The 24,067-nt window shown below is 61.7% G+C and carries 26 protein-coding genes, 3 tRNA genes and 1 pseudogene; 12 read left to right on the top strand and 18 right to left on the bottom strand.

Translation table 11 applies throughout. The annotated features are described in order from the left end of the window. Nucleotides 1-59: 59 nt before the first annotated feature. Entirely contained in the window at nucleotides 60-848 is a 789-nt protein-coding gene (gene trpC, locus NJ75_RS05490) for an indole-3-glycerol phosphate synthase TrpC (RefSeq protein WP_039332204.1), read from the top strand. Nucleotides 849-851: 3 nt separating this feature from the next. On the opposite strand, the gene NJ75_RS25295 is transcribed toward trpC, so the two are convergent. After that, nucleotides 852-1,172, bottom strand: a complete 321-nt coding sequence (locus NJ75_RS25295; RefSeq protein WP_269078570.1) for a lysoplasmalogenase family protein — start codon at nucleotides 1,170-1,172, stop codon at nucleotides 852-854. A gap of 70 nt (nucleotides 1,173-1,242) precedes the next feature. Continuing rightward, a pseudogene (locus NJ75_RS25290) lies at nucleotides 1,243-1,578 on the bottom strand (hypothetical protein); the annotation flags it as partial. Between NJ75_RS25290 and trmFO the strand changes: the two are divergent. After that, nucleotides 1,570-2,937 carry a methylenetetrahydrofolate--tRNA-(uracil(54)-C(5))-methyltransferase (FADH(2)-oxidizing) TrmFO gene (gene trmFO, locus NJ75_RS05480; protein ID WP_039332203.1) on the top strand — a complete coding sequence of 456 codons (1,368 nt, stop codon included), beginning with the start codon at nucleotides 1,570-1,572 and terminating at the stop codon, nucleotides 2,935-2,937. The pseudogene NJ75_RS25290 and the gene trmFO overlap by 9 nt on opposite strands. Before the next feature lie 4 nt (nucleotides 2,938-2,941). Here the strand turns inward: trmFO and NJ75_RS05475 are convergent, their stop codons facing one another. Together NJ75_RS05475 and NJ75_RS05470 are read right to left on the bottom strand one after the other, a co-directional pair. After that, entirely contained in the window at nucleotides 2,942-3,412 is a 471-nt protein-coding gene (locus NJ75_RS05475) for an EF-hand domain-containing protein (protein WP_039332202.1), read from the bottom strand. Between the two features lie 80 nt (nucleotides 3,413-3,492). Further along, nucleotides 3,493-4,080: a hypothetical protein gene (locus tag NJ75_RS05470; RefSeq protein WP_052242056.1), complete on the bottom strand. Its 588-nt coding sequence runs from the start codon at nucleotides 4,078-4,080 to the stop codon at nucleotides 3,493-3,495. A gap of 143 nt (nucleotides 4,081-4,223) precedes the next feature. Between NJ75_RS05470 and NJ75_RS23215 the strand changes: the two genes are divergently transcribed. The 6 genes from NJ75_RS23215 (at nucleotide 4,224) to NJ75_RS05440 (ending at nucleotide 10,092) form a co-directional block, all read left to right on the top strand. Next, on the top strand, nucleotides 4,224-5,843 hold the full coding sequence (locus NJ75_RS23215; protein ID WP_082013282.1) for a TadE/TadG family type IV pilus assembly protein: 1,620 nt from the start codon (nucleotides 4,224-4,226) through the stop codon (nucleotides 5,841-5,843). After that, a complete protein-coding gene (locus NJ75_RS05460) occupies nucleotides 5,840-6,316 on the top strand; it encodes a TadE/TadG family type IV pilus assembly protein (protein ID WP_039332200.1) in 477 nt (158 codons plus the stop codon). The genes NJ75_RS23215 and NJ75_RS05460 overlap by 4 nt, the downstream gene beginning before the upstream one ends. Then, nucleotides 6,313-6,762: a TadE/TadG family type IV pilus assembly protein gene (locus NJ75_RS05455; RefSeq protein ID WP_039332197.1), complete on the top strand. Its 450-nt coding sequence runs from the start codon at nucleotides 6,313-6,315 to the stop codon at nucleotides 6,760-6,762. The genes NJ75_RS05460 and NJ75_RS05455 overlap by 4 nt, the downstream gene beginning before the upstream one ends. A 149-nt stretch (nucleotides 6,763-6,911) precedes the next feature. After that, nucleotides 6,912-8,831, top strand: a complete 1,920-nt coding sequence (locus tag NJ75_RS05450) for a pilus assembly protein (RefSeq protein ID WP_082013281.1) — start codon at nucleotides 6,912-6,914, stop codon at nucleotides 8,829-8,831. Next, a complete protein-coding gene (locus NJ75_RS05445) occupies nucleotides 8,828-9,421 on the top strand; it encodes a TadE/TadG family type IV pilus assembly protein (protein WP_039332192.1) in 594 nt (197 codons plus the stop codon). The genes NJ75_RS05450 and NJ75_RS05445 overlap by 4 nt, the downstream gene beginning before the upstream one ends. Then, nucleotides 9,418-10,092: a TadE/TadG family type IV pilus assembly protein gene (locus NJ75_RS05440; protein WP_039332190.1), complete on the top strand. Its 675-nt coding sequence runs from the start codon at nucleotides 9,418-9,420 to the stop codon at nucleotides 10,090-10,092. The genes NJ75_RS05445 and NJ75_RS05440 overlap by 4 nt, the downstream gene beginning before the upstream one ends. A gap of 57 nt (nucleotides 10,093-10,149) precedes the next feature. On the opposite strand, the gene NJ75_RS05435 is transcribed toward NJ75_RS05440, so the two are convergent. From NJ75_RS05435 to NJ75_RS05410, 6 genes are all read right to left on the bottom strand, one after another. Beyond that, the gene (locus NJ75_RS05435; protein ID WP_039332188.1) at nucleotides 10,150-11,544 is read right to left on the bottom strand and encodes a pyruvate dehydrogenase complex E1 component subunit beta; all 1,395 of its coding nucleotides are present in this window, start codon (nucleotides 11,542-11,544) and stop codon (nucleotides 10,150-10,152) included. Between the two features lies 1 nt (nucleotide 11,545). Continuing rightward, nucleotides 11,546-12,613, bottom strand: coding sequence for a pyruvate dehydrogenase (acetyl-transferring) E1 component subunit alpha (gene pdhA / locus NJ75_RS05430; protein WP_156135714.1), 1,068 nt, complete (start codon nucleotides 12,611-12,613; stop codon nucleotides 11,546-11,548). A 305-nt stretch (nucleotides 12,614-12,918) separates the two neighbouring features. After that, nucleotides 12,919-12,995: transfer RNA gene (locus NJ75_RS05425), tRNA-Arg, on the bottom strand. Nucleotides 12,996-13,058: 63 nt separating this feature from the next. Then, nucleotides 13,059-13,135: transfer RNA gene (locus tag NJ75_RS05420), tRNA-Arg, on the bottom strand. Between the two features lie 63 nt (nucleotides 13,136-13,198). Beyond that, a tRNA-Arg gene (locus tag NJ75_RS05415) sits at nucleotides 13,199-13,275 on the bottom strand. A gap of 28 nt (nucleotides 13,276-13,303) precedes the next feature. Further along, nucleotides 13,304-13,738, bottom strand: coding sequence for a (deoxy)nucleoside triphosphate pyrophosphohydrolase (locus NJ75_RS05410; RefSeq protein WP_039332184.1), 435 nt, complete (start codon nucleotides 13,736-13,738; stop codon nucleotides 13,304-13,306). A 72-nt stretch (nucleotides 13,739-13,810) separates the two neighbouring features. On the opposite strand from NJ75_RS05410, the gene NJ75_RS05405 reads away from it, so the two are divergent. Further along, on the top strand, nucleotides 13,811-13,993 hold the full coding sequence (locus NJ75_RS05405; protein ID WP_039332426.1) for a Flp family type IVb pilin: 183 nt from the start codon (nucleotides 13,811-13,813) through the stop codon (nucleotides 13,991-13,993). Between the two features lie 100 nt (nucleotides 13,994-14,093). Beyond that, the gene (locus tag NJ75_RS05400; protein WP_039332182.1) at nucleotides 14,094-14,273 is read left to right on the top strand and encodes a Flp family type IVb pilin; all 180 of its coding nucleotides are present in this window, start codon (nucleotides 14,094-14,096) and stop codon (nucleotides 14,271-14,273) included. Between the two features lie 91 nt (nucleotides 14,274-14,364). Here NJ75_RS05400 and NJ75_RS05395 read toward each other — a convergent pair whose 3' ends face one another. The 5 genes from NJ75_RS05395 to NJ75_RS24265 all read right to left on the bottom strand — a co-directional run bounded on the left by NJ75_RS05395 (nucleotide 14,365) and on the right by NJ75_RS24265 (nucleotide 19,882). Next, complete coding sequence (locus NJ75_RS05395; RefSeq protein ID WP_169745700.1) at nucleotides 14,365-15,792, bottom strand: M48 family metalloprotease; 1,428 nt, start codon at nucleotides 15,790-15,792, stop codon at nucleotides 14,365-14,367. A 176-nt stretch (nucleotides 15,793-15,968) separates the two neighbouring features. Beyond that, nucleotides 15,969-16,913: an acetyl-CoA carboxylase carboxyltransferase subunit alpha gene (locus NJ75_RS05390; RefSeq protein WP_039332178.1), complete on the bottom strand. Its 945-nt coding sequence runs from the start codon at nucleotides 16,911-16,913 to the stop codon at nucleotides 15,969-15,971. 32 nt (nucleotides 16,914-16,945) lie between these two features. Further along, complete coding sequence (locus NJ75_RS05385; RefSeq protein WP_052242050.1) at nucleotides 16,946-17,785, bottom strand: tyrosine recombinase; 840 nt, start codon at nucleotides 17,783-17,785, stop codon at nucleotides 16,946-16,948. 46 nt (nucleotides 17,786-17,831) lie between these two features. Next, the gene (locus tag NJ75_RS05380; protein ID WP_236727068.1) at nucleotides 17,832-19,511 is read right to left on the bottom strand and encodes a hypothetical protein; all 1,680 of its coding nucleotides are present in this window, start codon (nucleotides 19,509-19,511) and stop codon (nucleotides 17,832-17,834) included. Between the two features lie 227 nt (nucleotides 19,512-19,738). Further along, on the bottom strand, nucleotides 19,739-19,882 hold the full coding sequence (locus NJ75_RS24265; RefSeq protein WP_156135713.1) for a hypothetical protein: 144 nt from the start codon (nucleotides 19,880-19,882) through the stop codon (nucleotides 19,739-19,741). Nucleotides 19,883-19,979: 97 nt separating this feature from the next. On the opposite strand from NJ75_RS24265, the gene NJ75_RS05375 reads away from it, so the two are divergent. Continuing rightward, a complete protein-coding gene (locus tag NJ75_RS05375; protein WP_039332172.1) occupies nucleotides 19,980-20,561 on the top strand; it encodes a shikimate kinase in 582 nt (193 codons plus the stop codon). Beyond that, nucleotides 20,552-21,658, top strand: coding sequence for a 3-dehydroquinate synthase (gene aroB, locus NJ75_RS05370; RefSeq protein ID WP_039332170.1), 1,107 nt, complete (start codon nucleotides 20,552-20,554; stop codon nucleotides 21,656-21,658). The genes NJ75_RS05375 and aroB overlap by 10 nt, the downstream gene beginning before the upstream one ends. Here aroB and NJ75_RS05365 read toward each other — a convergent pair. The 3 genes from NJ75_RS05365 to NJ75_RS05355 form a co-directional block, all read right to left on the bottom strand. Then, nucleotides 21,655-22,107 carry a DUF488 domain-containing protein gene (locus tag NJ75_RS05365; protein ID WP_039332168.1) on the bottom strand — a complete coding sequence of 151 codons (453 nt, stop codon included), beginning with the start codon at nucleotides 22,105-22,107 and terminating at the stop codon, nucleotides 21,655-21,657. The genes aroB and NJ75_RS05365 overlap by 4 nt on opposite strands. A 38-nt stretch (nucleotides 22,108-22,145) precedes the next feature. Continuing rightward, nucleotides 22,146-22,928 carry an enoyl-CoA hydratase-related protein gene (locus NJ75_RS05360; RefSeq protein WP_039332424.1) on the bottom strand — a complete coding sequence of 261 codons (783 nt, stop codon included), beginning with the start codon at nucleotides 22,926-22,928 and terminating at the stop codon, nucleotides 22,146-22,148. A 166-nt stretch (nucleotides 22,929-23,094) separates the two neighbouring features. Continuing rightward, nucleotides 23,095-24,063 carry a glucokinase gene (locus tag NJ75_RS05355; RefSeq protein ID WP_039332166.1) on the bottom strand — a complete coding sequence of 323 codons (969 nt, stop codon included), beginning with the start codon at nucleotides 24,061-24,063 and terminating at the stop codon, nucleotides 23,095-23,097. Nucleotides 24,064-24,067: the final 4 nt, after the last annotated feature.

The raw sequence follows: 24,067 nt of genomic DNA, 5'->3' as shown, positions 1-24,067 counted from the left end.
TGCCAGATCATAAGACACACTTGCCCCCGGCCTCCCAACCTCGCTAAGGCGCCCCTGCCATGACCGACAAGCTCACCGAGATCTGCGACACCAAGCGCGTTGAAGTCGCCGCCCGCAAGGCCGCTGTCAGCATCGGCGAGCTGGCCGCGCGCGCCGCGCAGCAGAGCGCCCCGCGCGGGTTCGAGGCGGCACTGCGTGCCCGCGCGCAGACCGGCTATGCATTGATCGCCGAGATCAAGAAGGCCAGCCCTTCAAAAGGACTGATCCGCGCCGATTTCGCCCCTGCAGACCATGCCCGCGCCTATGAAGCCGGGGGCGCCGCCTGCCTTTCGGTGCTGACCGACGCGCCATATTTTCAGGGGCATGAAGACTATCTCGTCGCGGCGCGCGCCGCCTGCACACTGCCGGTGATCCGCAAGGACTTCATGGTCGATCCCTGGCAGTGCCTTGAAGCGCGCGCCATCGGGGCCGATGCCATCCTGATCATTGCCGCCTGTCTTTCCGACAGCCAGATGGCCGAGATCGAGGCCGCGGCCCGCGAACAGGGCATGGATGCGCTGGTCGAAGTCCACAACGAAGAGGAAATGGAGCGCGCGAGCCGCCTGAAGTCGCGCCTGATCGGCGTCAACAACCGCGACCTGAAGCGCTTCGTGACCGATCTTGGCACGACCGAGCGCCTTGCTCCGTTGGCCCCTGAAGGCACCTTGCTGGTTGCCGAAAGCGGCATCAACACCCACGCCGACATATTGCGCCTTGAAGGTTGCGGCGCGCGCACGTTCCTCGTCGGTGAAAGCCTCATGCGTCAGCCAGACGTTGAAGCGGCAACCCGCGCCCTCCTGCAGGGCTGAACTTTACCGGACGGGCCGAAACTCGCCCCTCGTCCGCAGAGTGGCGATCACGCCGGTGCAGATCATGAACTGGCCGAAGTAGTAGAGCGGCCAGATCAGCAGCCCCGGGACCGCGCTGCGCGCCAGCGGGACCATCCTCGCGAAGATCAGCAGGTCGGACACGACGAACATGGCGGCGCCCAGCGCCACCCGGCTGCGCGGAAAATCGCTGGCAAATGCGGCCGTCGCCATTCCGCCGAGCAACAGAGCATAGCCTGCAACGTCCATCCGGCCGGACAGCGCCCACGACAGCGCCGGGACGCCGATGACAGATACCACCGCCACGGCCTTGTCCAACCCTGAAAGGCTGGCGCAGATACAGCGCTATCGCGGCGACGTGGCCCGCAAAGAAGGCTGCAGCACCACCGGTGAAGTCCACTTCCAGCACCATGTCGCCAATCGCGCCCAGCGCCATGACCAGAGCCAGCAAGTGGGCGCTGCGCGAGGGATGATGCGCCCAGGCATATGCAGCGAGCAGGGCAACGCCCGCGCCTTTCCAGAGTATCAGCCAAAGGCCGGGCACCTGCCCCTTTGCGGCAAGCCAGTAACTCGTTCCGGCGATCAGACTGGCGACCAGCCAGGGCCGTTTCTCGATCAATGCGCGTCCCGGCACCCGGCGTCTTCTCCCTTTGCCCTGCGGACGCTCTTGCCGCAACGGCGCGGCAATGCCAAGGGCAAGCCCATGACGCATCAGGTCCATATCATCGGCGGCGGCATGGCCGGCAGCGAAGCGGCGTGGCAGCTTGCCCGTCGCGGGGTTCGCGTAAGACTTTCCGAAATGCGCGGCAGTGGTGACACTACCCCTGCACACAACGGCGATGGCCTTGCCGAACTGGTCTGCTCGAATTCCTTTCGGTCCGATGATGATGAGAAGAACGCCGTCGGGCTGCTGCATTACGAAATGCGCCAGTGCGATAGCCTGCTCATGGCGGCAGCGGCCAAGGCGCGGGTGCCCGCGGGATCGGCGCTGGCTGTCGACAGGGACGTGTTCTCTGCTGAAGTCGAGGCGGCCCTGCGCGCGCAGCCTACGCTCGAGATTGCAAGGGAACGCATCGATTCACTGCCCGGAGAGGGGCTGACGATCGTGGCGACTGGGCCTCTCACCAGCCCTTCCCTTGCCGAAAGCATCGGTGGCACGACCGGCGCCGACAGCCTCGCCTTCTTCGATGCCATCGCGCCGATCGTCTACCGCGATTCCATCGACATGGATGTGGCGTGGATGGCCTCGCGCTGGGACAAGGGCGCGGAGGCCTCGCTCGCGCTCGGCGGCGACGGGCGCGATTACATCAATTGCCCGATGACGAAGCCGCAGTACCTCGCCTTCCGGGAAGAGCTGCTCGCCGGTGAGAAGACCGAGTTCAAGGAGTGGGAAGCCAACACCCCCTACTTCGACGGGTGCATGCCAATCGAGGTCATGGCCGCGCGGGGCGAAGAGACGCTCCGGTTCGGACCGATGAAGCCGGTGGGACTGGACAATCCGCATTGGGCCACAGCGGAACACCCCAATGGGCGCTGGCCCTATGCCGTGGTGCAACTTCGCCAGGACAACAAGCTCGGCACACTGTGGAACATGGTCGGCTTCCAGACCAAGCTGAAGCACGCCGAACAGGTTCGTGTGTTCCGCACGATCCCCGGCCTTGAAAATGCCGAGTTCGCCCGACTGGGCGGCTTGCACCGCAACACCTTTCTCAATTCGCCAACGCTGCTCGATCGGCAGCTTCGACTGAAATCGGCGCCGCACATCCGGTTTGCCGGTCAGATCACGGGCTGCGAAGGCTATGTCGAAAGCGGTTCGGTCGGGATGCTGGCCGGCCTGATGACGGCGGCGCAGATTGCAGGGCGCGCGTGGACACCGCCTCCGCAAACGACGGCCTTGGGAGCACTGCTGTCGCACATCACCGGCGATGCCGATGCCGAGAGCTTTCAGCCGATGAACGTCAACTTCGGCCTCTTCCCGCCGTTGCACGACGTGAAGAAGAAGGCGCGTAAGGAAGCTTATACCGAGCGGGCCAAGGCGGACATGGCCGGGTGGCTCGGTTCTCTGGCGTAAGCCCCTATTTGCAGGAGCATTTCTGCTTTGGCTTGGGTGCTGCCTTCGGCCGCGTGGTGGCAAACTCCTCACGGGTGAGAAACAGGTCGCCATTCCCATCGGCCGACTTGAACTTGTCGACAGTGACATAGGCCCATTCCTCGAAAGTCAGCAGATTGTTGCCGTCCTTGTCGAGCTTGCGGAACGCCGATGCGCGCAGGCTCAGCATTTCGGTGCGGCTGATCCGGTTGTCCCGGTCCTTGTCGACCAGATTGAACCTGCGGGTCTCCTTGCCGACAGACGTTGCTTCGGGAGGGGCGACACCGGTAAGCCCTTCGATGTCGGCGCTTGGCAGACCTTCCGGAGCGACTGCAGCATCGGCGACCGGCAATGGCGGGGCAGTCCCTTCCCGTGTTTCGGCACGGCCCTGCCACCAGAAGACGCCAGCAGCGCAAAGCATCAGGGCAGCGAGACCACCAAGCAAGGCACGAACCATTTTTTTCACCCTCCTTGATGAAGGGTCTAACGCTGCAGGCTTGTCGCGGCATGGGTAGATGCTACCGCTTTGGCACGAACTCAGAAGCCCAGCGTCCCTGCGCGGACCACCCGCAGGAAATCGACAAGGCGGCGTCCCTTTCCCGGGTTATCGGAACTGTCCTTCATGGCGCAAAGAACGGCAAGTGGCCGCATCGCGCGGGGCAATGCACCTCTCCGCCCGCCTGAGGTTGCCTCACCCGCCAGATATCGCGCATGAGCCGCGATCGCGCCCTTGTCTCGAACGTCAAGCACCTCGGCCAGTGCGAGATAGGCATTGGTCAGGGCCAAGGCGAATTCGTCTTCCTGTTCCTCGCCCATGGCGCGAGCCTCCCAGCTGTCGACCAGTTCCACCAGCCGACCGTGCTGCCCCTTCCACGCCCTTAGCGATGCCAGTGCCGGTTCGCTGACCGGCCATGCCTCACCGCTCTCGTTCAAGCGATCCCGCCACCACGACAGCCGCAACTGGACCATCAAGGGTTCGCGCCCGGGGCGGGCGGTCTCGGCCAGTTTCTGCTCGAGCATGAACAGGGCCAGCCACGCAGGGCGCGCCGCCGCAGGAGCATAGGCAAGGGCAATTTTACGCGTGATATCCAGGGTTTCGGCGGGTTTCGATGGTAACTTCGACATTAAGAAACAACTCTCGCAAATCCCGTATTGTTTAACGGGCCGTCAACCAGATGGCTTCAAGATGAACTTACCACGACAATCTACTTAACGATTCGCGGGATTGGCATCGGCAGCCGCCGACGGAATGAGAAAACGGTAGCAGCATGCTCTCAGCATTTCGATCACTCTCGGGGTTGGTCCACTTGTGCAAGCGCCTTGCCCGGCACAAGGGCGGCAATGCAACGCTGCTGCTTGCCCTGGGCATGCCGGCATTCATTGGCGGGGCGGGTTTGGCGGTCGATACCGCACAGTGGTACATGTGGAAGCGCGAATTGCAGTTCGCCGTGGATCAGGCAGCTCTGGCCGGCGCCTGGGCCCGAACGCAGAGCGCGACGCGCGCCATCTATTCGGACCGGGCGCTTCAGGAATTCAACGCCAACATCTCAACCGTTAACGACATCACCGTGGGCCCGCCCTCGGTTACGTTGTCGAGCTATGCCGGTGGTAGCAACAACAGCGTCACGGTGAGCGCGACGGTGCGGGACACCCTGCCCTTCTCGAGCTTTCTGACGGGAGAAGGCACCACGGTCACAGCATCGGCGCAGGCAGCCTATACGTCCGGCACGTCCTTTACGTCCTGCCTGCTTGCGCTCGATGAAGACGATAGCGGCGCCGTCACGATCGGCGGCACTTCCGTGCTGAAGGCCAAGTGCGGCATTGCGGCCCTTTCGACCTCCGACTCGTCCATCCTCGTCGACGGCAATCCCGACATCGATGCCGGTTGGGTGCTTTCTCGCGGCGGCATCGACGAATGGTTCAGCAACCACACGGACGACGAGGTCCACGACTATCTCGAAGGCCTGTTCGATCCCTATGCCAACCTTTCGCCGCCGAACCCGACTGAAAGCCAGGTGGCACGCAGCTACTACTGCGTGAAAGGAACGACCACGACCCGAGCCGACCGAAACAAGAAGACCACTGTCACCTATACCTACTGGAAGGGTGCGACCTGGCAAACTGCGACCGAGCAGGTCAGCGGCAACAAGAACGCGAAGAAGGACTATTCGACCGAGAACAACGACAGCTATGTCATTGTCGAGAACACGGTAGTGGCGGGCACGACCTATGCGACCACCGTAGTCTGGACCCAGACGAACAGCGGTTCGGGGAACAACACCGTCTGGGAAAAGATGGAAACGGTTGTTGCCACCACCCTGTCCAACATCAGCAAGACGACCACCGCCGACCTGGCCTCTGCGCTGCCCGGGACTTATGTCGGGGGCATAAAGGTGTCTTGCGCCACGACGTTTGCGCCGGGCGTCTACATCATCGACGGTGGCGGGGTCGAGATCAGCGGTCAGTACGCCGTCGTCGGCAGCGGTGTGATGTTCGTGCTCAAGAATGGTGCGTACATCAAGATCAATGGCGGCTCGAACATCAACCTCACTGCCATTCAGGCTTCGGAACTGGTCAGCCGCGGTGTGTCCGAAACGGATGCCAACGCACTGGCAGGCATGCTGGTCTTCGAGGATCGCAACTCCACCGGGACTGACCGCAGCAAGATCAATGGCGATTCGGACACGGTTCTGAACGGGACCATCTATCTGCCAAACAGCGGCATCGACTTTACCGGGACCGCCAAGGTCACCAGTCAATGCCTGATGATCGCGGCTGACACGATCGCGATCTCCGGCACGGCCAACATGAGCTCTTTCTGTCCGCCCGGACTGACTGAAGACACCGTGGTGGCGAAAGAAGTCAGCAAGGTGAAGCTGATCGTATGATCCCAGCCCGATCGCTTCTGCAACGCCTGATCCGCGATCCAAGCGGGGCGATGGCCGTGGAAACCGCCATCATCGCCCCGCTCATGGTGCTGTTCAGCCTTGGCGCCTACCAGGTAAGCAGCCTGGTTGCGCGGCAAAGCGAGTTGCAGAGCGCCATGACGCTGGCCGAATCCGTCGCACTTGCCACCGACCCTGACACGTCGGACGAACTGAACGCACTCAAGAACGTGGTTGTTGCCACAGCCGGACTTGAACCCGAACAGGTGATGGTGGCGGCGGCTTATCGTTGCAATTCCTCGAACGCCTATGTCGCCTTGGAAAGCACCTGCGCGACAGGCGACAATGTTTCGCGCTATGTGCAGGTCACGTTGTCTTACGATTACGTGCCGATCTGGACGGAGTTCGGCTTGGGCTCGACCATTTCGCTCCAGGTCAATCGTTATGTTCTCTACGGTCAGAGGACAAAGGCATGACTACCGGACGCTTGGCCAGAACGCTCCGTGCATTGCTGCGCCAGAAGCAGGGTTCCGTGGTAACGGAGTTTGCTCTTCTCGCACCCACGATCCTCGCATTGATGCTCGGGGTTTTGCAGATCGGCATTGGCATGCAGAACTACAACGCGATGCGTTCGGTTGCGTCAGACGTGATGCGTTATGCTGTGGTGAACTATCAGACCGGAAATGAGCTTACCAACGATCAGATCCGGTTTTACCTGCGATCCATCGCGATAAAGAGTCCTTACAAGCTGGAAAGCGCGCGTCTGGCGATCAGCGTAACGAATGTAATCGATCCGCGTATAGATGGGACTGTCGAGAAAACCGTAACCATGACTTACAGCATACCGACAGTGCTGTCGTTTATTGGGGTTGATGCATTTCCCATCACATATACTCAGCCCCTTTTTTTGATGGAAAGCTGAATATCCATTGGGGCGTCACCAAATCGCGTACACGGCTTTGGGTTAAGCACGCCTTATACGATTTCCTCTGTGCGCTCCGGACACTTTAGGAAATATTTTACGATGAAAGTTATCCTTAATATTAGGGGTTTCTGCGTAGTCGTCTAATCATGTCGTCAGACGCTTATCTTTCCTGCCGTCATTCGTGGCTTCGAACGCATTATCGTTCGACGGTCAGATGCCTGCGCAGTCTCTGCCGGGATGAGTCAGGCAATGCCCTGATCATGCTTGCGATGTCGGTCGTTCCGCTGCTTGCCCTGGTTGGCTCAAGCATAGACATGGGGCGCGCCTATCTCGTCGAATCCCGACTTCAACAGGCCTGTGATGCCGGCGTCCTGGGTGCACGCAAGGAACTGGGCGCGATCGTGGACTTCGACCCGGACATCGACGGAGCAGCGGTCATCAGCAAGGGCACGCACTTCTTCAACGCGAACTTTGCCGACGGCATCTACAACTCCGTCGACCGAGACTTCGTGATGACGCTGGAGGACGATCAATCCGTCGGCGGCATTGCGTCCGTCATCCTTCCCACCGACATCATGCAGTTCTTCGGCAAGGACGAAATTGCCATTTCCGTAAATTGCCGCGCCGAACTGAGCGTGCCCAACACCGACATCATGATGGCTCTCGATGTCACCGGCTCGATGGCCGAGAGCAACCCCGACGACACCTCGCCCAAGATCGCCGTGCTGAAATCGGTGGTGAAGGGCTTCTACGCCACCATGGAAGCGAATCGCCAGCCACAAAGCCGGATTCGCTATGGCTTCGTTCCCTATTCAACGAACGTGAACGTCGGCGGCTTGCTCAAGGACGAGTGGGTGGTCCCGCAGTGGCGCTATCCATCGCGGACCCTGGTTAGCACCAGTGGAAGCGGCGGGCTTTATGGCTATTACAGTGCGGTCTCTCCAGTCTCCGGAACCTATTACACCACCACCTCGACGTTTGCCGCGACGGAGGCCGGTGGCGGATATACCTGTTCCGCACCGGCGAACACGCTGACAACGTCGACGCAACTCTTGTCCACGACGACCGCCCAAGTGAGCAATCCGTCCGGCACAAGGACAACCTACACCTATAATCGTACGAGGAACGGCAACACCTACTCCGTCTCTCGTTCAGGCAGTACCTGCACGCTTTCCACCACGACCTACGCAAGCTACGTCGACACCTTCAAGTATATCACCGAGCCCAGTCTCGCTTCAGGCAGTTCCTGGCTCTACAAGGATGTGCTGAAGGACACGAGCGACTGGCGCACAGCGTCTAACGGTTGCATTGAAGAGCGATCCACCTACGAGATCGACGACTACGACAATGTCGATCTCGATCGCGCTCTCGATCTCGATATCGACACCGTGCCGACCGCCGGCGCGCCTGACACGCAGTGGCGGCCGATGTATCCTGCCATGATTTATGAGCGCGCCAGGCTCTGGGATGGCTCGGGCAGCTTCACCACCAGCGAAGTCACCACCAACAGCGAGTTCCTTGCTCCCGGCATTGCCGGATTCGCTGCCTGCCCCACGTCAGCGCGCAAACTGCAGGTCTGGGACCAGAGCGCCTTCCACGGCTACATCGACGGACTGGTTGCCGCAGGCAGCACTTACCACGACATCGGCATGATCTGGGCGGCGCGACTGTTGTCTCCGAGCGGAATCTTCGCGGCCGAGAACGCCGATGTCTCCACCCGTCAGAGGACCAGTCGCCACCTGATCTTCCTGACTGACGGGCAGACCTCCTCGCTGGACATCAGTTACAGTTCCTATGGCGTGGAACCGATCGCGCAGCGGCGCTGGCATCCCAGTTCGCCCCTCACGCTCACGCAGACGATCGAAAAGCGGTTTTCCTTCGTCTGCGAGGAAGTAAAGAAGCGCAACGTCACGGTCTGGTTCGTCGCATTCGGCACCGATCTCAACCCAATCATGACCGACTGTGCGGGCAGCGGCCACTATTTCAGCGCGAAGAATGCCGAAGAGCTGCAGAACGCCTTCCGGAAGATCGCCCGTTCGATCGGTGACCTGAGACTGGCCCAATGATCAGGCGCCAACTGCACAGCCTCGGCACGGATGCGGATGGCGCAACGGTGGTGGAATTCGCGCTGGCATCTCCTGTTCTGGTGCTCTTGCTGATGGGGCTCTTCGACATGGGGTACTCGGTATATGCAAACACCATGCTGCAAGGGGCGCTGCAGCGCGCCGCGCGCGATTCCACTGTCGAAGGGGCAGCAAGCACGCTGACCACGCTGGATGATGCGGTGAAGGCAGAGGTCCACCGCGTAGTCCCCGATGCTTCCATCGCGTTTTCGCGCAAGGCTTATGCAAACTTCACCGATATCGGGCTGGAGGAAGACTATACCGACGCCAACGAAAACGGCGTCTGCGATGACGGAGAGCCTTACGAGGACGCCAACGGCAGCGGCACATGGGATCGCGACAGAGGCGCCAATGGTCTGGGAGGAGCGCGCGACGCGGTCGTCTATACCGCGACCATGACCTACAGTCGCAAATTCCCGATGGCGTCGTTGATTGGCCTCAGCGAAACAGTGACCAACAGCGCCAGCACGGTACTCCGGAACCAGCCCTACGATGCCCAGAAAAGCCGGGCGAAACTCGGGAACTGTACATGAAGCGGATTGTCGAACGCCTGGCGGGCCTGGTCCGCAACAGGTCCGGCGTCGCGGCGGTGGAGCTCGCTCTTGGTGCGCCACTTGTGCTAACTCTCGGGCTGTGGGGAGCGGAACTGGGCAATCTTGCCATCACTCATATGCGTGTCAGCCAGCTTGCCATGCAACTGGCCGATAACGGGTCACGCATTGGCGACGAGTCGATGCTCGAAAACCTGAAGATCTACGAAAGCGACATCAACGACCTGCTGGTTGGCGCCAACATCCAGGCGGGCAAGCTCGATCTGTTCGAGCATGGCCGCGTGGTCATCAGCAGCCTCGAGGTGGTGCCGGGCACTGAAGATACCCAATACATCCACTGGCAGCGCTGCAAGGGTAAGCGGAACTTTCAATCGTCGTACGGTGGTGAAGGAACGGGAACCGATGGCTCGCTGTCAGGAATGGGGCCAGCAGGGGAGGAAGTGACCGCGACCGAAGGCGATGCGGTCATTTTCGTCGAGATCGAGTACGCTTACCAGCCGCTCGTCAGCCAACGCTTCGTACCCGATGCCGTGATACGGACCACCGCAACTTTCAACGTCCGTGCGGATCGGGACCTGACCCAGGCCTACCAACGCAACGCCGCCGCGCCTAACCCCATCGCACGATGCAACGTCTATGACGGATACGACTGAATGCAAAAGGGCGCCGAATCGCTCCGGCGCCCCTGAACTTTCAGCGGATCAACCACTTCAGCGGTAGCAGACCTTCCGCACGGCAGCCGCGATCTTGCTGGCGTCGATCAGGGCCAGCTTTTCAAGATTTGCCGCGTAAGGCAGCGGTACGTCCTCGTCGCATACGCGCAGGACGGGGGCGTCAAGGTGATCGAAGCCCTCTTCCATGCAGATCGCGATGATCTCGGAAGCGATGGAGCAGACCGGGAAGCCTTCCTCGGCCACGACCATGCGGTTGGTCTTCGCCAGCGAGGCGAGAACCGTTTCCTTGTCGAGAGGGCGAAGCGTGCGAAGATCGATCACTTCCGCATCGATGCCCTCGGCGGCAAGCGCTTCGGCTGCTTCGAGCGCGAAGCCGACGCCGATCGAGTACGAAACGATCGTGACATCCTTGCCCGGACGAACGATGCGCGCCTTGCCGATCGGCAGGACGAAATCGTCGATCTGCGGCACGTCGAAAGTGCGGCCATAGACCAGTTCGTTCTCGAGGAAGACTACCGGATCCTCGCTGCGAATGGCCGCGCGCAGCAGGCCCTTTGCATCGGCGCTGTCATAGGGCGCGATGACGACGAGGCCGGGGACGTTGGCATACCACGGACCGTAGTTCTGCGAGTGCTGCGCACCGACGCGGCTGGCAGCACCGTTGGGGCCGCGGAACACGATCGGGCAGCGCATCTGGCCACCGGACATGTAGTTGGTCTTCGCGGCCGAGTTGATGATGTGATCGATCGCCTGCATGGCGAAGTTGAACGTCATGAACTCGATGACCGGGCGAAGGCCGCCCATGGCAGCGCCTGCGCCGATACCGGCAAAGCCATACTCGGTGATGGGAGTATCGATGACGCGCTGTGGGCCGAACTCCTCGAGCAGACCCTGCGTTACCTTGTACGCGCCCTGGTACTCGGCCACTTCCTCGCCCATCACGAAAACGCGATCGTCGGCACGCATTTCTTCGGCCATGGCATCGCGAAGCGCTTCGCGAACCGTGGTCGGAACCATCGCCGTGCCAGCGGGAAGCTCGGGATCGGCGGCCGGCTTGGCATCGCTCTTGGGCGCGATCGCGGCCGCTGCCTTGGCCTTGGCGTCCTGCCCGGCAGGCGCTTCGCTTTCGGCTGCCTTCTGTTCGACTGCGGGTGCGGCTGCAGCTGCAGGTGCCGCGTCAGCCGAATCATCTTCGCCCTTGATGGTCGCAATGACAGTGCCGACCTTCACGCCCTCGGTGCCCTCTGCCACGAGGATTTCACCGATCGTACCCTCGTCGACAGCTTCGAATTCCATCGTTGCCTTGTCGGTCTCGATCTCGGCGAGGATGTCACCCGATTTCACTTCGTCTCCGGCCTTGACCAGCCACTTGGCAAGCGTGCCCTCCTCCATCGTCGGGGAGAGCGCAGGCATCTTCAGTTCGATGGCCATCTCAATAGTTCTCCACCAGCACGTCGGTATAAAGCTCGGCCACATCGGGCTCGGGCGATGTTTCGGCGAAGTCCGCCGACTCGGCGACAACCTGGCGAATGCGCTTGTCGATTTCCTTGATCTTCTCCTCGGTCACACCGCGCTTGAGAAGTTCGGCCTTGGCGCCCTCGATCGGATCGTGATTGTCGCGCATTTCCTGCACTTCCTCACGGCTGCGATACTTTGCAGGGTCAGACATCGAGTGGCCACGGTAGCGATAGGTCTTGAGTTCCATCAGGACCGGGCCATTGCCGGCGCGGACGTACTCAAGCGCAACTTCCGCTGCCTGACGGACTTCGAGAACGTCCATGCCGTTCACGTCCATGCCCGGAATCCGGAACGCCGTGCCACGGCGATAGAAGTGCGTTTCCGCCGAACCGCGCTTTACCGCCGTCCCCATCGCGTAACCGTTGTTCTCGACCACGAAAATGATCGGCAGCTTCCACAGCGCCGCCATGTTGAAAGTCTCGTAAACCTGGCCCTGGTTCGACGCACCGTCGCCGAAGTACGCCATGCAGACGCCGCCGTCATTGCGGTACTTGTGCGCAAAGGCGAGACCTGCGCCAAGCGGAACCTGTGCCCCGACGATGCCGTGACCGCCGTAAAACTTGTGCTCGGTGCTGAACATATGCATCGAGCCGCCCTTGCCGCGCGAAATGCCTGCGCCGCGTCCGGTAAGCTCTGCCATGATGACCTTGGGATCGATGCCGTAAGCGAGCATGTGGCCATGGTCGCGATACCCGGTGATCACACTGTCGTGCCCTTCCTTGAGGGCGGACTGAAGGCCAACGGCGACAGCTTCCTGGCCAATGTAGAGATGGCAGAACCCGCCGATCAGGCCGAGACCGTAAAGCTGACCCGCCTTTTCCTCAAAGCGGCGAATCAGAACCATCTGTTCGTAGAACTTCAGCAGTTCCTCATCACTGGCATCGTAGCGCTTGTTGTTCGCATGCGCCTGCTGGAGACTCCGCAAGGCGAAGGCCGCTTCTTCGGCTACGTCGGACGCAATCACCGGCTCGGTCCCGACCACGGAAGTAGTCGCACGCTTAGCGGTAGGTTTCGTGGCAGATGTATTGGCTCTGGGCCTCGGGGACTTCGCCAAGTCTGGGTTTCCTTTTCTGGCAGCCTCGGGTTCCGTAGGGTCAGGAACGCACAGGCGAGCCTATACCTTAGCACAGCCCGTTCGCAACGCTGTTCGGTCAATACGAAGCTATTATGGATACCTATGCAAATTCCGCGAACCGTTCTGGCTCGCAGTTCGCGGTCGCACAAATGCATGGGCTGCCAGAAACGAAAAGAGCCCGCGCAAAGGCGGGCTCTTTCGAGAAACGGTGATGGCGCACCCGGAACGATTCGAACGTCCGACCCTCAGATTCGTAGTCTGATGCTCTATCCAGCTGAGCTACGGGTGCTCACCATCATGTCCTGGCTGAACCAGCGGCACAGCCTTCCCGAATCACCTTCCCGAAGGAAGGTGGCGCACCCGGAACGATTCGAACGTCCGACCCTCAGATTCGTAGTCTGATGCTCTATCCAGCTGAGCTACGGGTGCTCACCATCATGTCCTGGCTGAACCAGCGGCACAGCCTTCCCGAATCACCTTCCCGAAGGAAGGTGGCGCACCCGGAACGATTCGAACGTCCGACCCTCAGATTCGTAGTCTGATGCTCTATCCAGCTGAGCTACGGGTGCTTGGGAGACGCGCCTTTAGGGGGCTGATTCACCTTTGGCAACCCCCAAGCAGAGGAATTACCGCCTGGGCTAGCGGAATGTCCAACGGGGGCATCGGCAGACCTGCCAGTTCCTTGGCGTCTACCCAGCGAATGGCGCTCCCAGCTTCCTTGGCCATTGCCACGCCACCCCAGATTCGCGCGCCATAGAGCAAAAGGAGGATCTGCCGGGAGCTGGAGGCCAGCGCATCATTGGCAAAGCAAATCGGGAACAGGCCTTCTGCGTCGATCGCAAGGCCTAGCTCTTCGTCGATTTCCCTTACAACCGCAGCAGCGAGGGTCTCCCCCGCCTCCACCTTGCCGCCGGGAAACTCCCAGAGGCCGCCGTGCTGCTTGTTCGGGGGGCGTTGTTGCATCAGCACGCGCCCTGCCCGATCAAGGATCGCTACCGCCACGACGATCATGACTGTCGAGAATTTTTCCATTCTGCGCGCCTATCAACCTTTTCTTAGGAATGGCAACGTAGACCAACCTACGCTGCAACCATGGAAACGGAAATGAAGACCCTTCTTCAGAAAATCTTCCGTAACCATTGCGGCGCTACAGCTGTCGAATACGGTTTACTTATCTCGTTGATCGGCCTTGCTGCCACCTTTGGCATGAAGAACTTCACCGCAGCTTTGTACAACTTGTACGTCACTGTAGATGAAAACACTAACCAGAAGACGAATACGGATTAACGAATCCTTAGTCTTTTGTAAGTAAGAGTACGAATGCTCGCTCCGGGGACAAAATGGGGCGGGACGGGAAGAATGAAGCACCACCTCTAGGAGACCGAACATGAAGCTTTTCCGTGACCTGCTCGCCAACAACGAAGGTGCAACCGCGATCGAATACGGCCTGATCGCTGCTCTCGTTGCTGTCGCTGCCATCGGCGCCATGACCTCGCTGGGCAACTCGCTGAGCAACACCTTCACCGACGTGTCGAACGACATGGACACCGCTGACCAGGCCAACTAATAGTCGGCTCCTCGTCAGAGGATTTGTAGAGGCAGGTGCCATGGCACCTGCCTCTTTTCGTATGTTCGTCGAGAATTCAGAAGAAGCAGCGTCAATAGACGACCAGCTTGACCTTCTGCCCCGCAACCAGACGGCTCCCTGAGGAAAGACCGTTGAGCACCAGGAACCGTTGCAGCGGCTGGTCGGTATAAGCCATCCGCTTCGCCAGGGATTCGACAGTGTCGCCCGATTTTACAGTGACCACCGACAGACGGCGAGGCTTGACCGCCGATGCTTCGGTTGCACTGATTCTCCGGATGGACCGGAACATGGTATCGAACTGTGAGGCTTGCCCAGCCTGGCTGATGGTCGTGAAGTGATAGGCCTGCTGCGGGCCGAATTCATAGGCGAACACCACAACGTCAACCTGCCCATTGCCGCTGTTAACGCGGGCTGTACCGTAGACGGCGGGGATGCCGTTGACCGTGGTCCGTTCAAGCGTTGCAGGCGCGAGCTGCTGTTGGCTTGAAAGCTTGGTGAAGACCGAGCGCACGTAATTCTCGAGATTTCCACTATATGCTGCGGTCGAAAACTCGCCCTTCCCGCTTTGCCCGGAGATGGAGACGGCCCGCGTGCCATTCACGAGGTAGAAGCCATTGGGAGCCCGGAAGGCAAGCCGCAGAGCGGGATGCACGAAGCTGGAACCGTCGACGATGCCTTGGGCAGGATCATCCCCATAGGTCAGCCCGTTGATGCCAGCGAGGAAGGTATCGCGGTTCGTTCTTCCGGTGGTGTTGCCCGCTCGGGTTAATGCTGCCCGGACACGCGAGGCGGGGTCAGGGTGGGTGCTGGCCCATTCCGGCACCTGATTCGTCGTCCCCTTAACGCTGGCATCGAGTGCGTTCTGGTTGGCAAGGCTCTGCAGAACTGTCGACATCGCCCGAGGATCGTAGCCTGCCCGCTGAAGATAGGTGATCCCGAGGTTGTCCGCTTCGGTTTCCTGCCCGCGCGAATACTTGAGAGTCAGCAACTGGCTGCCGGTCGAGAAAATCTGCTGGCCAAGCTGGCCAAGGGCGCTGTTACCGAGCAAGGCACCCGACAGGATCGATCCAAGCGCTCCGAGCAACGAATTGCGAGTCGCCTGGCTTTCGCGCTTGGCCGCGTGGCGTGCGGCCACGTGACCGACTTCATGCCCCAGCACGCCGGCCAGTTCGGCCTCGTTGTTCATCAGCGCCGCAAGCTGACGCGTTACGTAGACATAGCCACCGGGGATGGCGAAAGCATTGTTGACCGGGGAATTCAACAAGGTGACGGTGAAATCACCGCGGGCGTTGCTGAGGCCGGATTGGATCGCGATATTCTTGCCCACCGTTTCGACATAGGTGGCCTGCGCCCCCGTCATCGCTCCGCCAAATTCCTGAAGCAGTTGTGGATGCGCCTCAGCGCCCTGCTTCTTGTCGGCTGCGCTGATAGCCTGCGTCGCGCCTTGCGCGCTTGCCGGACTGCCAGTTTGACTGACACACGCAGGCAGAGACGACATCGCGATGACCGACACAGTCAGAAACGCTGCACGCGAACGGCGGAATAACGGCATCTTCAACTCCCCAAGGCGAAGGTCTAGCGGGACGCGAGTGCAGAACACCCGCCCGCTACGGGACTGGTCCGATAACCGTCTTGTCGCAAATCCGGTTCCCGAGCGCCAGATGGCGCCCGCGATCAGGCGCCGATGCGCAGGAAGCGTTCTGCCCGGATCTGGCGCAGCTCGTCCGCCGGCTTTCCGACCAGCGCATCGAGCTCTTCGCCGATGGCCTTGCCCAGGAGCGCACAGGTCGCGTCAGGATCGCGGTGCGCTCCACCAACAGGTTCGCGCACGATGCGGTCGATCACGCCAAGCGAAAGCAGATCCTGCGCCGTCACCTTCATCGCCTCTGCCGCGTCTGCGGCCTTCTCGGCCGTACGCCACAGGATAGAGGCACATCCTTCAGGAGAAATGACCGAATAAACGGCATGTTCAAGCATCAGGACGCGTTCTGCGCTTGCCAGCGCCACTGCGCCGCCGGATCCGCCCTCGCCCACAATGGTCGCCACCATCGGAACGCCCAGCGCAAGACAGGCCTCCGTTGACCTTGCGATTGCTTCAGCCTGACCGCGCTCTTCCGCCTCTACGCCCGGGAAGGCTCCCGAAGTATCCACAAGCGTCACGACAGGCAGCCCGAATCGGCTCGCCATTTCCATGAGCCGGATCGCCTTGCGATAGCCTTCGGGCTTGCCCATGCCGAAGTTGTGGCGAATGCGGCTTTGGGTATCGTTGCCCTTTTCATGGCCGATAAGCATGAGCCGGCGACCATCCAGCTTGGCGAAACCACCGACGATCGCCTGATCTTCACCGAACAGACGATCCCCGCCCAAAGGCATGAAATCCGTAAAGATCTTCTCGACGTAGTCCTTGAAATGCGGACGTGAAGGGTGCCGTGCAACCTGCGTCTTCTGCCAAGGGGTCAGCGCCTTGTACGTGCTGGCAAGCAATTCGGCCGACTTGCTTTCAAGCCTGCGGATCTCGGACGAGATGTCGATGTCTCCGCCCTGCGCAGTCTGGCGCAGTTCGGCGATGCGGGCTTCCAGCGCGGCGACCGGCTTTTCGAACTCGAGGTAGGAAATCATGGCCAATCCGCTAGGCGCGAGCGCGGATTTGGTCAACTCCGGGCAAGCGGATGACGCTGGTTTACGAGGGCGACCAGACGCGCGGAGTCAACGTGCGTGTAGATTTGCGTGGTCGCGATATCGGCGTGGCCCAGCAAGGTCTGCAACACGCGCAGGTCAGCGCCGCCCTCCAGGAGATGGGTGGCGAAGGCATGGCGCAGCACATGCGGGCTGACCTTTTCCGGGTCCAGGCCAGCCCGAAGCGCCAAATCCCTTAGCAACTGGAACAATCGAACGCGCGACAGGAACCCACCTCGCGGCGATGGGAAGACGAATCGCCCGCCCCCTCCCCGCGCTACCAGCCAATCGGACAACGCCTTCACGGCCCGGGCGGAAACCGGCACCATCCGCTGCGTCCCTCCCTTTCCCGTGATCGTCAGGAACGGTGCATCACGAGGCACCGCCGCCAATGGGAGCGAAACCAGCTCAGTCGCTCGCAGGCCAGACCCGTAGAGAAGCTCCAACAGCGCCAGCATCCGCAGACCCTCCGGAGTCCGGGACGCGGCATCCTCTTCCGCCTGCCTGAAAAGAGCGCCGATCTCCTCATGGCCGAGCAGGCGGGGGAGAGCGCGACGGGTCTTTGGCCGTGGCAAGGCGCCGGACGGATCGTCCTCTCTCACCCCTTCGTCGACAAGGAAGCCGTAGAACTGCCGCAAAGCCGAAGACTTTCGTGCCAGCGAGGCTGGCGCCAGGTCCGCAAAGGCGACCGAAAGCCGCGAAATGTCTTCGCGCGTTGCTGTCGACAAGCACCCGATCGCCTCGGCCGCACCCGCAAGATCGCGGCGATAGGCGGCGATTGTATTGGGTGCCGCTCCGCGCTGGACAGCCAGCATCGACAGAAAATCTTCGACTGCAGGCTCTGCCCTGGCTTTCACCCCCTTAGACGCGAGCGACGGCTTCGGCAGCAATCATGCGTGCCTCGTTACCGAGCCCGACACGGTGCAGGGCCGACACCACATGATAGAGGTGCAACGGGGTCATCCGGCCCCAGCCATCGCCCTGCATGCCAAAGGCCGCAAGCAAAGCCACCAAGGCCTGATTGTTCGACGCCGCAGCCTGATCGATCGCCCGGGTCCAACGAGTCTGCCGGTTGAAATCAACGCCCAGCTTGCCTGCAAAGTCGCGCGCGGCGGCAGGGTCGACCCGCTCGAGCCCCATCATGCCCGCAAGCAGGAAGCGCGATCTGATCGCGTTATCGGAGTCGTCATTGTCAGCGAATGCGTTCAGCCCTTCAGACCCAGTCCGGTTCGCCCGGCCCGGATTTGACAGGACCAGCAATCCCCAGGCCTCCGTTCCAACCGGGCAGAACGGTGCCCATTTTATCGCGTTGCGATCGAGTCCGGCGGTCAGCATCGACGAAATCAAGGGCGCCGCGCTATCGGCCAGTGCCTCGGAGGGGACCATCCGTGCTGATGCATGAGATGTCAGGACCAGCCCTGCATAGGCCCGCTCCGGATCATTGCCATCGCCCCACAGGCTGCGGATCGCGTCAAGCCGGTCTTCCTGCGCCTCGGCCACATAGGCGGTGCGCAGGGTCGCTGCCCGCTGGGTCCATTCATCCTCAGTGGCGTCTGCTGCCTCGGCATCGCGCTGAGCATAGATCGCGCTGTAGAGGTCGATCAGTGACCGCGACGACAGTACGCCACGTGCAGCGCCAACATCGGCAGCCGCGGCCCGTGAATAGATGGAGAGCATCGGCGCCCGCGCCGCCAGCAAGGCATAATTCTCGCCAGCCTTCTTGCGCAGGTCCTCCGGAGGCTCGAGCCCCGTGGCAAAGGACATGCCGATGCTCCAGGGCGTCAGTGCCTCCACATCGTTCCACTCGATCTTGACAGCACGCCGCGCGTTCGTTGCCGCTCCGGCGAACTTCTGTGCCAGCAAGATGTCGATCTTGGTTCCGGTTCCCCTGCGCAAGGCCTTGTCGAGCGTGGCCATCGCGGTCGACCCTTCGTCGGTGAAGGCAGAACAGATCGCACGCGAAAGTTCCCAGTCCCACCCGGGCCGGCCTGCGGCAGTTAGCGCTGTGATGGGACACAGCCCGACGGGATCCGCCGTGGCAAGGAAGCTCGCCATCGCGGCGTCCTCAAGGCCACGGGTGAAATTTCCGCTGTCGACCGATTGCACCATCGCCCGCGCCGCGTCCGCTTCGCCCATGCGCAGCAGCAGCTGCGCACGCATCGCCGCCCAGTCCGCCCCGTTCATGCCGACAGGTGTTGCCAGCCTGCTGGCAATCACCCTACGTGCGAGGATGTGGCCCCAGCGCGACACGAAGCGTCCGCGCATCTTCGTGATCACGCCCTCGACGAACGGGCCGTTGAGGTAATGCGTCGAGCCGACCGGGAAACCGCCATCGCTCTGGTCGATCACGCCCACGACATCGAGGCTGCGCCGTCCGGCCGGCGGAATGTCCGATTTGGGCCTCGCCGAATCTATCAGCTTGGCGAGGAGTGCCGGGTCGATCGAATCGAGCAATGCCTGATCGCTGAGACCGCCCCCGGTCGTGGCTACGGGTTGCACCGTGTCGGGCAACGGTTGCACGACAGGCGAAGCTGTCGGCATGGGAGCCGCCGATCCCGATGCAGCTGGACGCACTGCCGCGGGAGCCGCGTTACGTGCCGGTGCCGGTGCCGGGGCGCTGGAACGCTGTGGCGCAGGGCGCGTGGGCGCAGGAGGGTTATCAAAGCCCGGCGGGAGCAGGGATTCCTGCGCAAGCAAGGCCCCGGACAGGGAAGCCAGGGCAGCAACCCCGCCCAGCCAGAACGTCATCCTTCCGGACACAGGCCTGCTCACTGCGCATTGCCCCCGACCGGAGGTTCGCCGACCGGCTGTTCAACCCACTGCATCGGCTGTGTTCCACCCCTGATCCAGATCACCGTCAACAAGGCCACCACTACAACTGCTGCCAGAGCGACCACGGCAATCCTCTTCATTCAACCACCCGGTACCAGACGACAAACCCTTTTGCACCGCCGTGCAGTCGAGGCGGTGCTTGCAACGGGCACTAGCGCAAGTATAGGCGGCGCGGCAATGGAACATGACGCGCATCCGCTCAGCTCGTCCGAAATCGCCCGCATCGCGCGGCGGATTGCACGACCGTTGGTACTCGTCGGCATGATGGGCGTGGGAAAGACGACCGTCGGCAGAAAGCTGGCGACAATGCTGCACCTGCCTTTCCTTGACGCGGACGAAGAGATCGAACGCGCCGCACACATGCCAATCCCCGAGATTTTTGCCACCTATGGCGAACAATATTTTCGCGATGGTGAGCGTCGCGTCATCGTTCGCCTGATGGGCACAGGGCAGCACACGGATCGCAAGGTGCTGTCCACCGGCGGCGGAGCGTTCTGCAATGCCGAAACCCGCGCACTGATCCTTGAAAAAGGCATTGCAGTCTGGCTCGACAGTGACGTCGAAACCCTTGTCGAGCGGGTAGGCCGGAAGGACAACCGCCCCCTCCTTCGGTCGGGAGACCCGCGCGAGATCCTGGCTCGCCTCAAGGCAGAACGGGAACCGTTCTACTCCCAGGCCCCGATTCACGTCACCAGCAGTGCGCAGCCGCATCATGTGACTGCCGACAAGATACTCAAGGCAATCGACAAATGGCTGTGATCCCCGTCGCCATCGCTGGCGCCCCTTACGAAGTGCGCATCGAGGCAGGGCTGCTGTCCAATGCGGGCCAGCATTGCCGGCCATTCCTGCGCAAGGACCGTGTTGCCGTTATCACCGATGCGAACGTCGCCGCAAATTGGCGCGAAGTGGTTGCGGCCTCATTCACGGCTGCAGGCATCCGCAGCGAATGGCTCGTTCTGACCGCCGGCGAAAGCACCAAGAGCTGGCAGTGCCTCGCCGAAGTTGTCGACTGGCTGCTGGCACTGGAAGTCGAGCGCAAGGACAACATCGTTGCCCTCGGCGGAGGCGTGATCGGAGACTTGACGGGATTTGCCGCCTCGATGGTCAAGCGGGGCTGCGGGTTCGTCCAGATTCCCACCACGCTCCTTGCCCAGGTCGATTCCAGTGTCGGGGGCAAGACCGCAATCAACACGCCCGCCGGCAAGAACCTGGTTGGCGCATTCCACCAGCCCTCGCTGGTACTCGCCGATCCGCTGGCCCTCGACACGCTGCCCTTGCGCGACACCCGTGCAGGCTACGCCGAGGTCATCAAGTACGGCCTGATTGACGACGCGCCCTTCTTCGAATGGTGCGAGGCCAATGGGACAAGGTTGCTCGCAGGTGACAGCGGCGCGCGGGAAACTGCAATTGCCAGGAGCGTTGCAGCAAAGGCCCGGATCGTCGCCGCAGACGAGAAGGAGACTGCCGGAATCCGCGCGTTGCTGAACCTTGGCCACACCTTTGGCCACGCGCTGGAAGCGGAGACCGGCTTTTCGGACCGCCTGCTCCATGGGGAAGGCGTGGCTCTAGGCACGGTACTCGCCGCGCGCTTCTCGGCACGTCGAGGGCTGATGAACGGACAGGATGCGCGTCGGATAGCGGCCCACATGGAAGCGGTCGGCCTGCCATCATCGTTGCAATCGCTTGGCCTCGCCTGCGATGGCCGCCGCCTGGTGGGCCACATGCTGCACGACAAGAAAATGGACGCAGGCACCTTGCCCTTCCTGCTGATGCGGGGGATCGGGCAGACATTCCTTGCAAAGGACGTCGACCTCGCCGACGTGGCAGCGTTCCTCGATGAGGAATTGCGCGCCTAGGCAGCGTCCACGGGGATCAGGTCGATCACCTCGAAGTCCGGCAAAATGGCCTGCCGCAGCAAGGTGCGATGGCAGCCGTGTGCCTCGCGCTCATAGCAGAGCAGAGCAACCTTGCGCTCGCTTGCCATGTCGGCCAACCTGGCACCGGCCGCAATCGCTTCGGGAAGTTCGAGCTGGCCTTCGTAAATCCGCTCGAGAGTTGCGTGATCGTTGCGCCGTGCCGCCGCGCGTCCTTCGGCCGGGGTACCGAGCGCCTTGAAATGCACATACTCGATTCCGGCGTCGCGCGCATTTGCCGCCAACACCGACTTTGAGAAGCCCGGCCTGCGAGACAGAGGAAGCGCCCGGACATCGGCAAGCACCTCAACGCCCGCCTCACGCAGCGCTTTCATCACCGCAGGCACAGTTGCCTGCTCATAGCCGATAGTCCAGATCCTGCGGGTGGTCATACCCCTGAAGTGGGGTAGACCATCCGCATATCAAGGGTTTACTTGCCGGTGAACGCCGCCTTGCGCTTTTCAAGAAACGCCTTTCCACCTTCGGCCGCATCGGCGCTGTCGCCGGCTTTCCATTGTCCTTCGGCTTCGACGAGCAAGGCGCTGGCGTAGTCCGCTTCAAGCGCCTTGGCGATGTTCTGCCGCATCACGCCGAGGGCAACCGTTGGCCCTGCTGCCAGTCGGGTAGCCAGAGCCATCGCCTCGTCCTGAAGAGCGGCATCGTCCACAGCCTTGTAGATCAGGCCCCAGCTTTCTGCCTTCTCCGCTCCGATCTTCTCGCCCAGCATCATCATCTCGGTGGCACGCGCCTTGCCGACGAGACGCGTAAGCATCCACGAGGCGCCCCCATCGGGCACGAGCCCAATGTTGACAAAAGCCTGGAGGAAGTAGGCGCTGCGGGCGGCGATCACGAAATCGGCTGCCAGCGCTATCGAGCATCCGACGCCTGCCGCAGGTCCATTGACCGCCGTGACCACCGGAACCGGCAGGCGCGATAATGCAAGCATCAAGGGATTATAGGCCTGCGTCAGCGCAGTGTAGGCACCTCGCCCGCCTGCAATCGAGCGATCACCCCGCGCGGCAAGATCAGCGCCGGAGCAAAACGCGCGGCCCTCTCCGGTGATCACGACGGCACGTGCTCCACCGAGATCGTTGACGGCATTGGCCAGTTCAAGCGCCATGTTCGGCGGACAGGCGTTCAGCCGCTCCGGCCGGTTCAGCACGATCTTGAGGACATCGCCTGCACGCTCGACGCGAATGGTCTCGTATTCCATCTGGGCACCTTCTCCTTCGGCATCCGCATTCATGCTTCCGACCCAAGCAATACCGCTTCGGCAGAACGAATCCACCAGAATTAATTGCCCGATTAAAGCGAGAATGCCGGTCTATCTGGTCCCATCCATAGGCGGGCGAGGCACCGCACGCCTATCCACACATTGATCAGTCTGGATAGGCTTGTGCGTAGGCTGCTGCTGCACCGAACAGCCCCGGCTGCGGGTGGGTAATCAGCTTCACCGGGATCGCCGCCATCAGCCCTTCGAAGCGACCCTTGGCGCGGAACCGGTCAGCAAATCCCGATCGCACTAGCGTGTCCTTGATGCGCAGGCCAAGTCCGCCCGCCATCACCACGCCAGTCGAACCGTGCGCAAGCGCGAGGTCGCCGGCAACGCTGCCCAACGACAGGCAGAATCTGTCAACCGCCGCCGCCGCCAGGCTATCGCCACCTGAAGTGCCGAGTTCCCAAAGCTCGCGGTCGGTGCGGGGGGTGTATGGGCGTCCTTCCAACAGCGCGAGAGCCTCGTAGATGTCGACTATGCCCGGCCCTGCCACGACACGTTCGACCGATACCCGGCGATGACGCTTGCGCAGGCCTGCGAGGATAGCATCCTCGATCGCATCGAGCGGCGCGTAATCGATATGCCCGCCCTCGGTCGGTTGAACGCGATAGGCGCTTTCGTTCCGCCAGAGTTGCGCGACACCGAGGCCGGTGCCGGGGCCGACGACGCTGATCACGCCAGTGGATGGCAAATCCGTTTCCGGGCCGGAGAGATGCAGGAAATGACTATCGTCCGCCTGCGCCACTGCATGAGCCACGGCGGCAAAATCGTTCACCACCACGTAGCGTTCCGCACCGAGCTTTTCGGGAATCAGAGCCGGTCGGATGATCCACGGATTGTTGGTGAACTTGATGATCTCGCCGCCAACCGGGCCCGCAACTGCGATCGCTGCTGCCGACGGCAACGGCCTGCCGACGATCCGCCCGAAGTCCTCCCAGGCGAGCTGGAAAGACCCGTGTTCGGCGGTCTTCAGCGTGACCGCTTCACCAAGGGAAACGACCCTTCCCCCCGTCACTTCCGCAATCGCGAAGCGGGCGTGGGTCCCGCCAATATCGACGGCAACTACCTGCATCCTG

Origin of the sequence: Novosphingobium subterraneum (assembly GCF_000807925.1) — a bacterium.
Classification (GTDB): Bacteria; Pseudomonadota; Alphaproteobacteria; order Sphingomonadales; family Sphingomonadaceae; genus Novosphingobium; species Novosphingobium subterraneum.
Note: the sequence above shows the minus strand (reverse complement) of the source record. Positions and strands in the feature narration are given on the sequence as shown.

What these genes read in the sequence shown, in the direction of transcription:
- trpC (WP_039332204.1), top strand. Translation starts at nt 60, where the DNA reads ATGACCGACAAGCTCACCGAGATCTGCGACACCAAGCGCGTTGAAGTC.
- trmFO (WP_039332203.1), top strand. Translation starts at nt 1,570, where the DNA reads ATGACGCATCAGGTCCATATCATCGGCGGCGGCATGGCCGGCAGCGAA.
- NJ75_RS05475 (WP_039332202.1), bottom strand. Translation starts at nt 3,412, where the DNA reads ATGGTTCGTGCCTTGCTTGGTGGTCTCGCTGCCCTGATGCTTTGCGCT.
- NJ75_RS05470 (WP_052242056.1), bottom strand. Translation starts at nt 4,080, where the DNA reads ATGTCGAAGTTACCATCGAAACCCGCCGAAACCCTGGATATCACGCGT.
- NJ75_RS23215 (WP_082013282.1), top strand. Translation starts at nt 4,224, where the DNA reads ATGCTCTCAGCATTTCGATCACTCTCGGGGTTGGTCCACTTGTGCAAG.
- NJ75_RS05460 (WP_039332200.1), top strand. Translation starts at nt 5,840, where the DNA reads ATGATCCCAGCCCGATCGCTTCTGCAACGCCTGATCCGCGATCCAAGC.
- NJ75_RS05455 (WP_039332197.1), top strand. Translation starts at nt 6,313, where the DNA reads ATGACTACCGGACGCTTGGCCAGAACGCTCCGTGCATTGCTGCGCCAG.
- NJ75_RS05450 (WP_082013281.1), top strand. Translation starts at nt 6,912, where the DNA reads ATGTCGTCAGACGCTTATCTTTCCTGCCGTCATTCGTGGCTTCGAACG.
- NJ75_RS05445 (WP_039332192.1), top strand. Translation starts at nt 8,828, where the DNA reads ATGATCAGGCGCCAACTGCACAGCCTCGGCACGGATGCGGATGGCGCA.
- NJ75_RS05440 (WP_039332190.1), top strand. Translation starts at nt 9,418, where the DNA reads ATGAAGCGGATTGTCGAACGCCTGGCGGGCCTGGTCCGCAACAGGTCC.
- NJ75_RS05435 (WP_039332188.1), bottom strand. Translation starts at nt 11,544, where the DNA reads ATGGCCATCGAACTGAAGATGCCTGCGCTCTCCCCGACGATGGAGGAG.
- NJ75_RS05410 (WP_039332184.1), bottom strand. Translation starts at nt 13,738, where the DNA reads ATGGAAAAATTCTCGACAGTCATGATCGTCGTGGCGGTAGCGATCCTT.
- NJ75_RS05405 (WP_039332426.1), top strand. Translation starts at nt 13,811, where the DNA reads ATGAAGACCCTTCTTCAGAAAATCTTCCGTAACCATTGCGGCGCTACA.
- NJ75_RS05400 (WP_039332182.1), top strand. Translation starts at nt 14,094, where the DNA reads ATGAAGCTTTTCCGTGACCTGCTCGCCAACAACGAAGGTGCAACCGCG.
- NJ75_RS05395 (WP_169745700.1), bottom strand. Translation starts at nt 15,792, where the DNA reads ATGTCGTCTCTGCCTGCGTGTGTCAGTCAAACTGGCAGTCCGGCAAGC.
- NJ75_RS05390 (WP_039332178.1), bottom strand. Translation starts at nt 16,913, where the DNA reads ATGATTTCCTACCTCGAGTTCGAAAAGCCGGTCGCCGCGCTGGAAGCC.
- NJ75_RS05385 (WP_052242050.1), bottom strand. Translation starts at nt 17,785, where the DNA reads ATGCTGGCTGTCCAGCGCGGAGCGGCACCCAATACAATCGCCGCCTAT.
- NJ75_RS05380 (WP_236727068.1), bottom strand. Translation starts at nt 19,511, where the DNA reads ATGCCGACAGCTTCGCCTGTCGTGCAACCGTTGCCCGACACGGTGCAA.
- NJ75_RS24265 (WP_156135713.1), bottom strand. Translation starts at nt 19,882, where the DNA reads ATGAAGAGGATTGCCGTGGTCGCTCTGGCAGCAGTTGTAGTGGTGGCC.
- NJ75_RS05375 (WP_039332172.1), top strand. Translation starts at nt 19,980, where the DNA reads ATGGAACATGACGCGCATCCGCTCAGCTCGTCCGAAATCGCCCGCATC.
- aroB (WP_039332170.1), top strand. Translation starts at nt 20,552, where the DNA reads ATGGCTGTGATCCCCGTCGCCATCGCTGGCGCCCCTTACGAAGTGCGC.
- NJ75_RS05365 (WP_039332168.1), bottom strand. Translation starts at nt 22,107, where the DNA reads ATGACCACCCGCAGGATCTGGACTATCGGCTATGAGCAGGCAACTGTG.
- NJ75_RS05360 (WP_039332424.1), bottom strand. Translation starts at nt 22,928, where the DNA reads ATGGAATACGAGACCATTCGCGTCGAGCGTGCAGGCGATGTCCTCAAG.
- NJ75_RS05355 (WP_039332166.1), bottom strand. Translation starts at nt 24,063, where the DNA reads ATGCAGGTAGTTGCCGTCGATATTGGCGGGACCCACGCCCGCTTCGCG.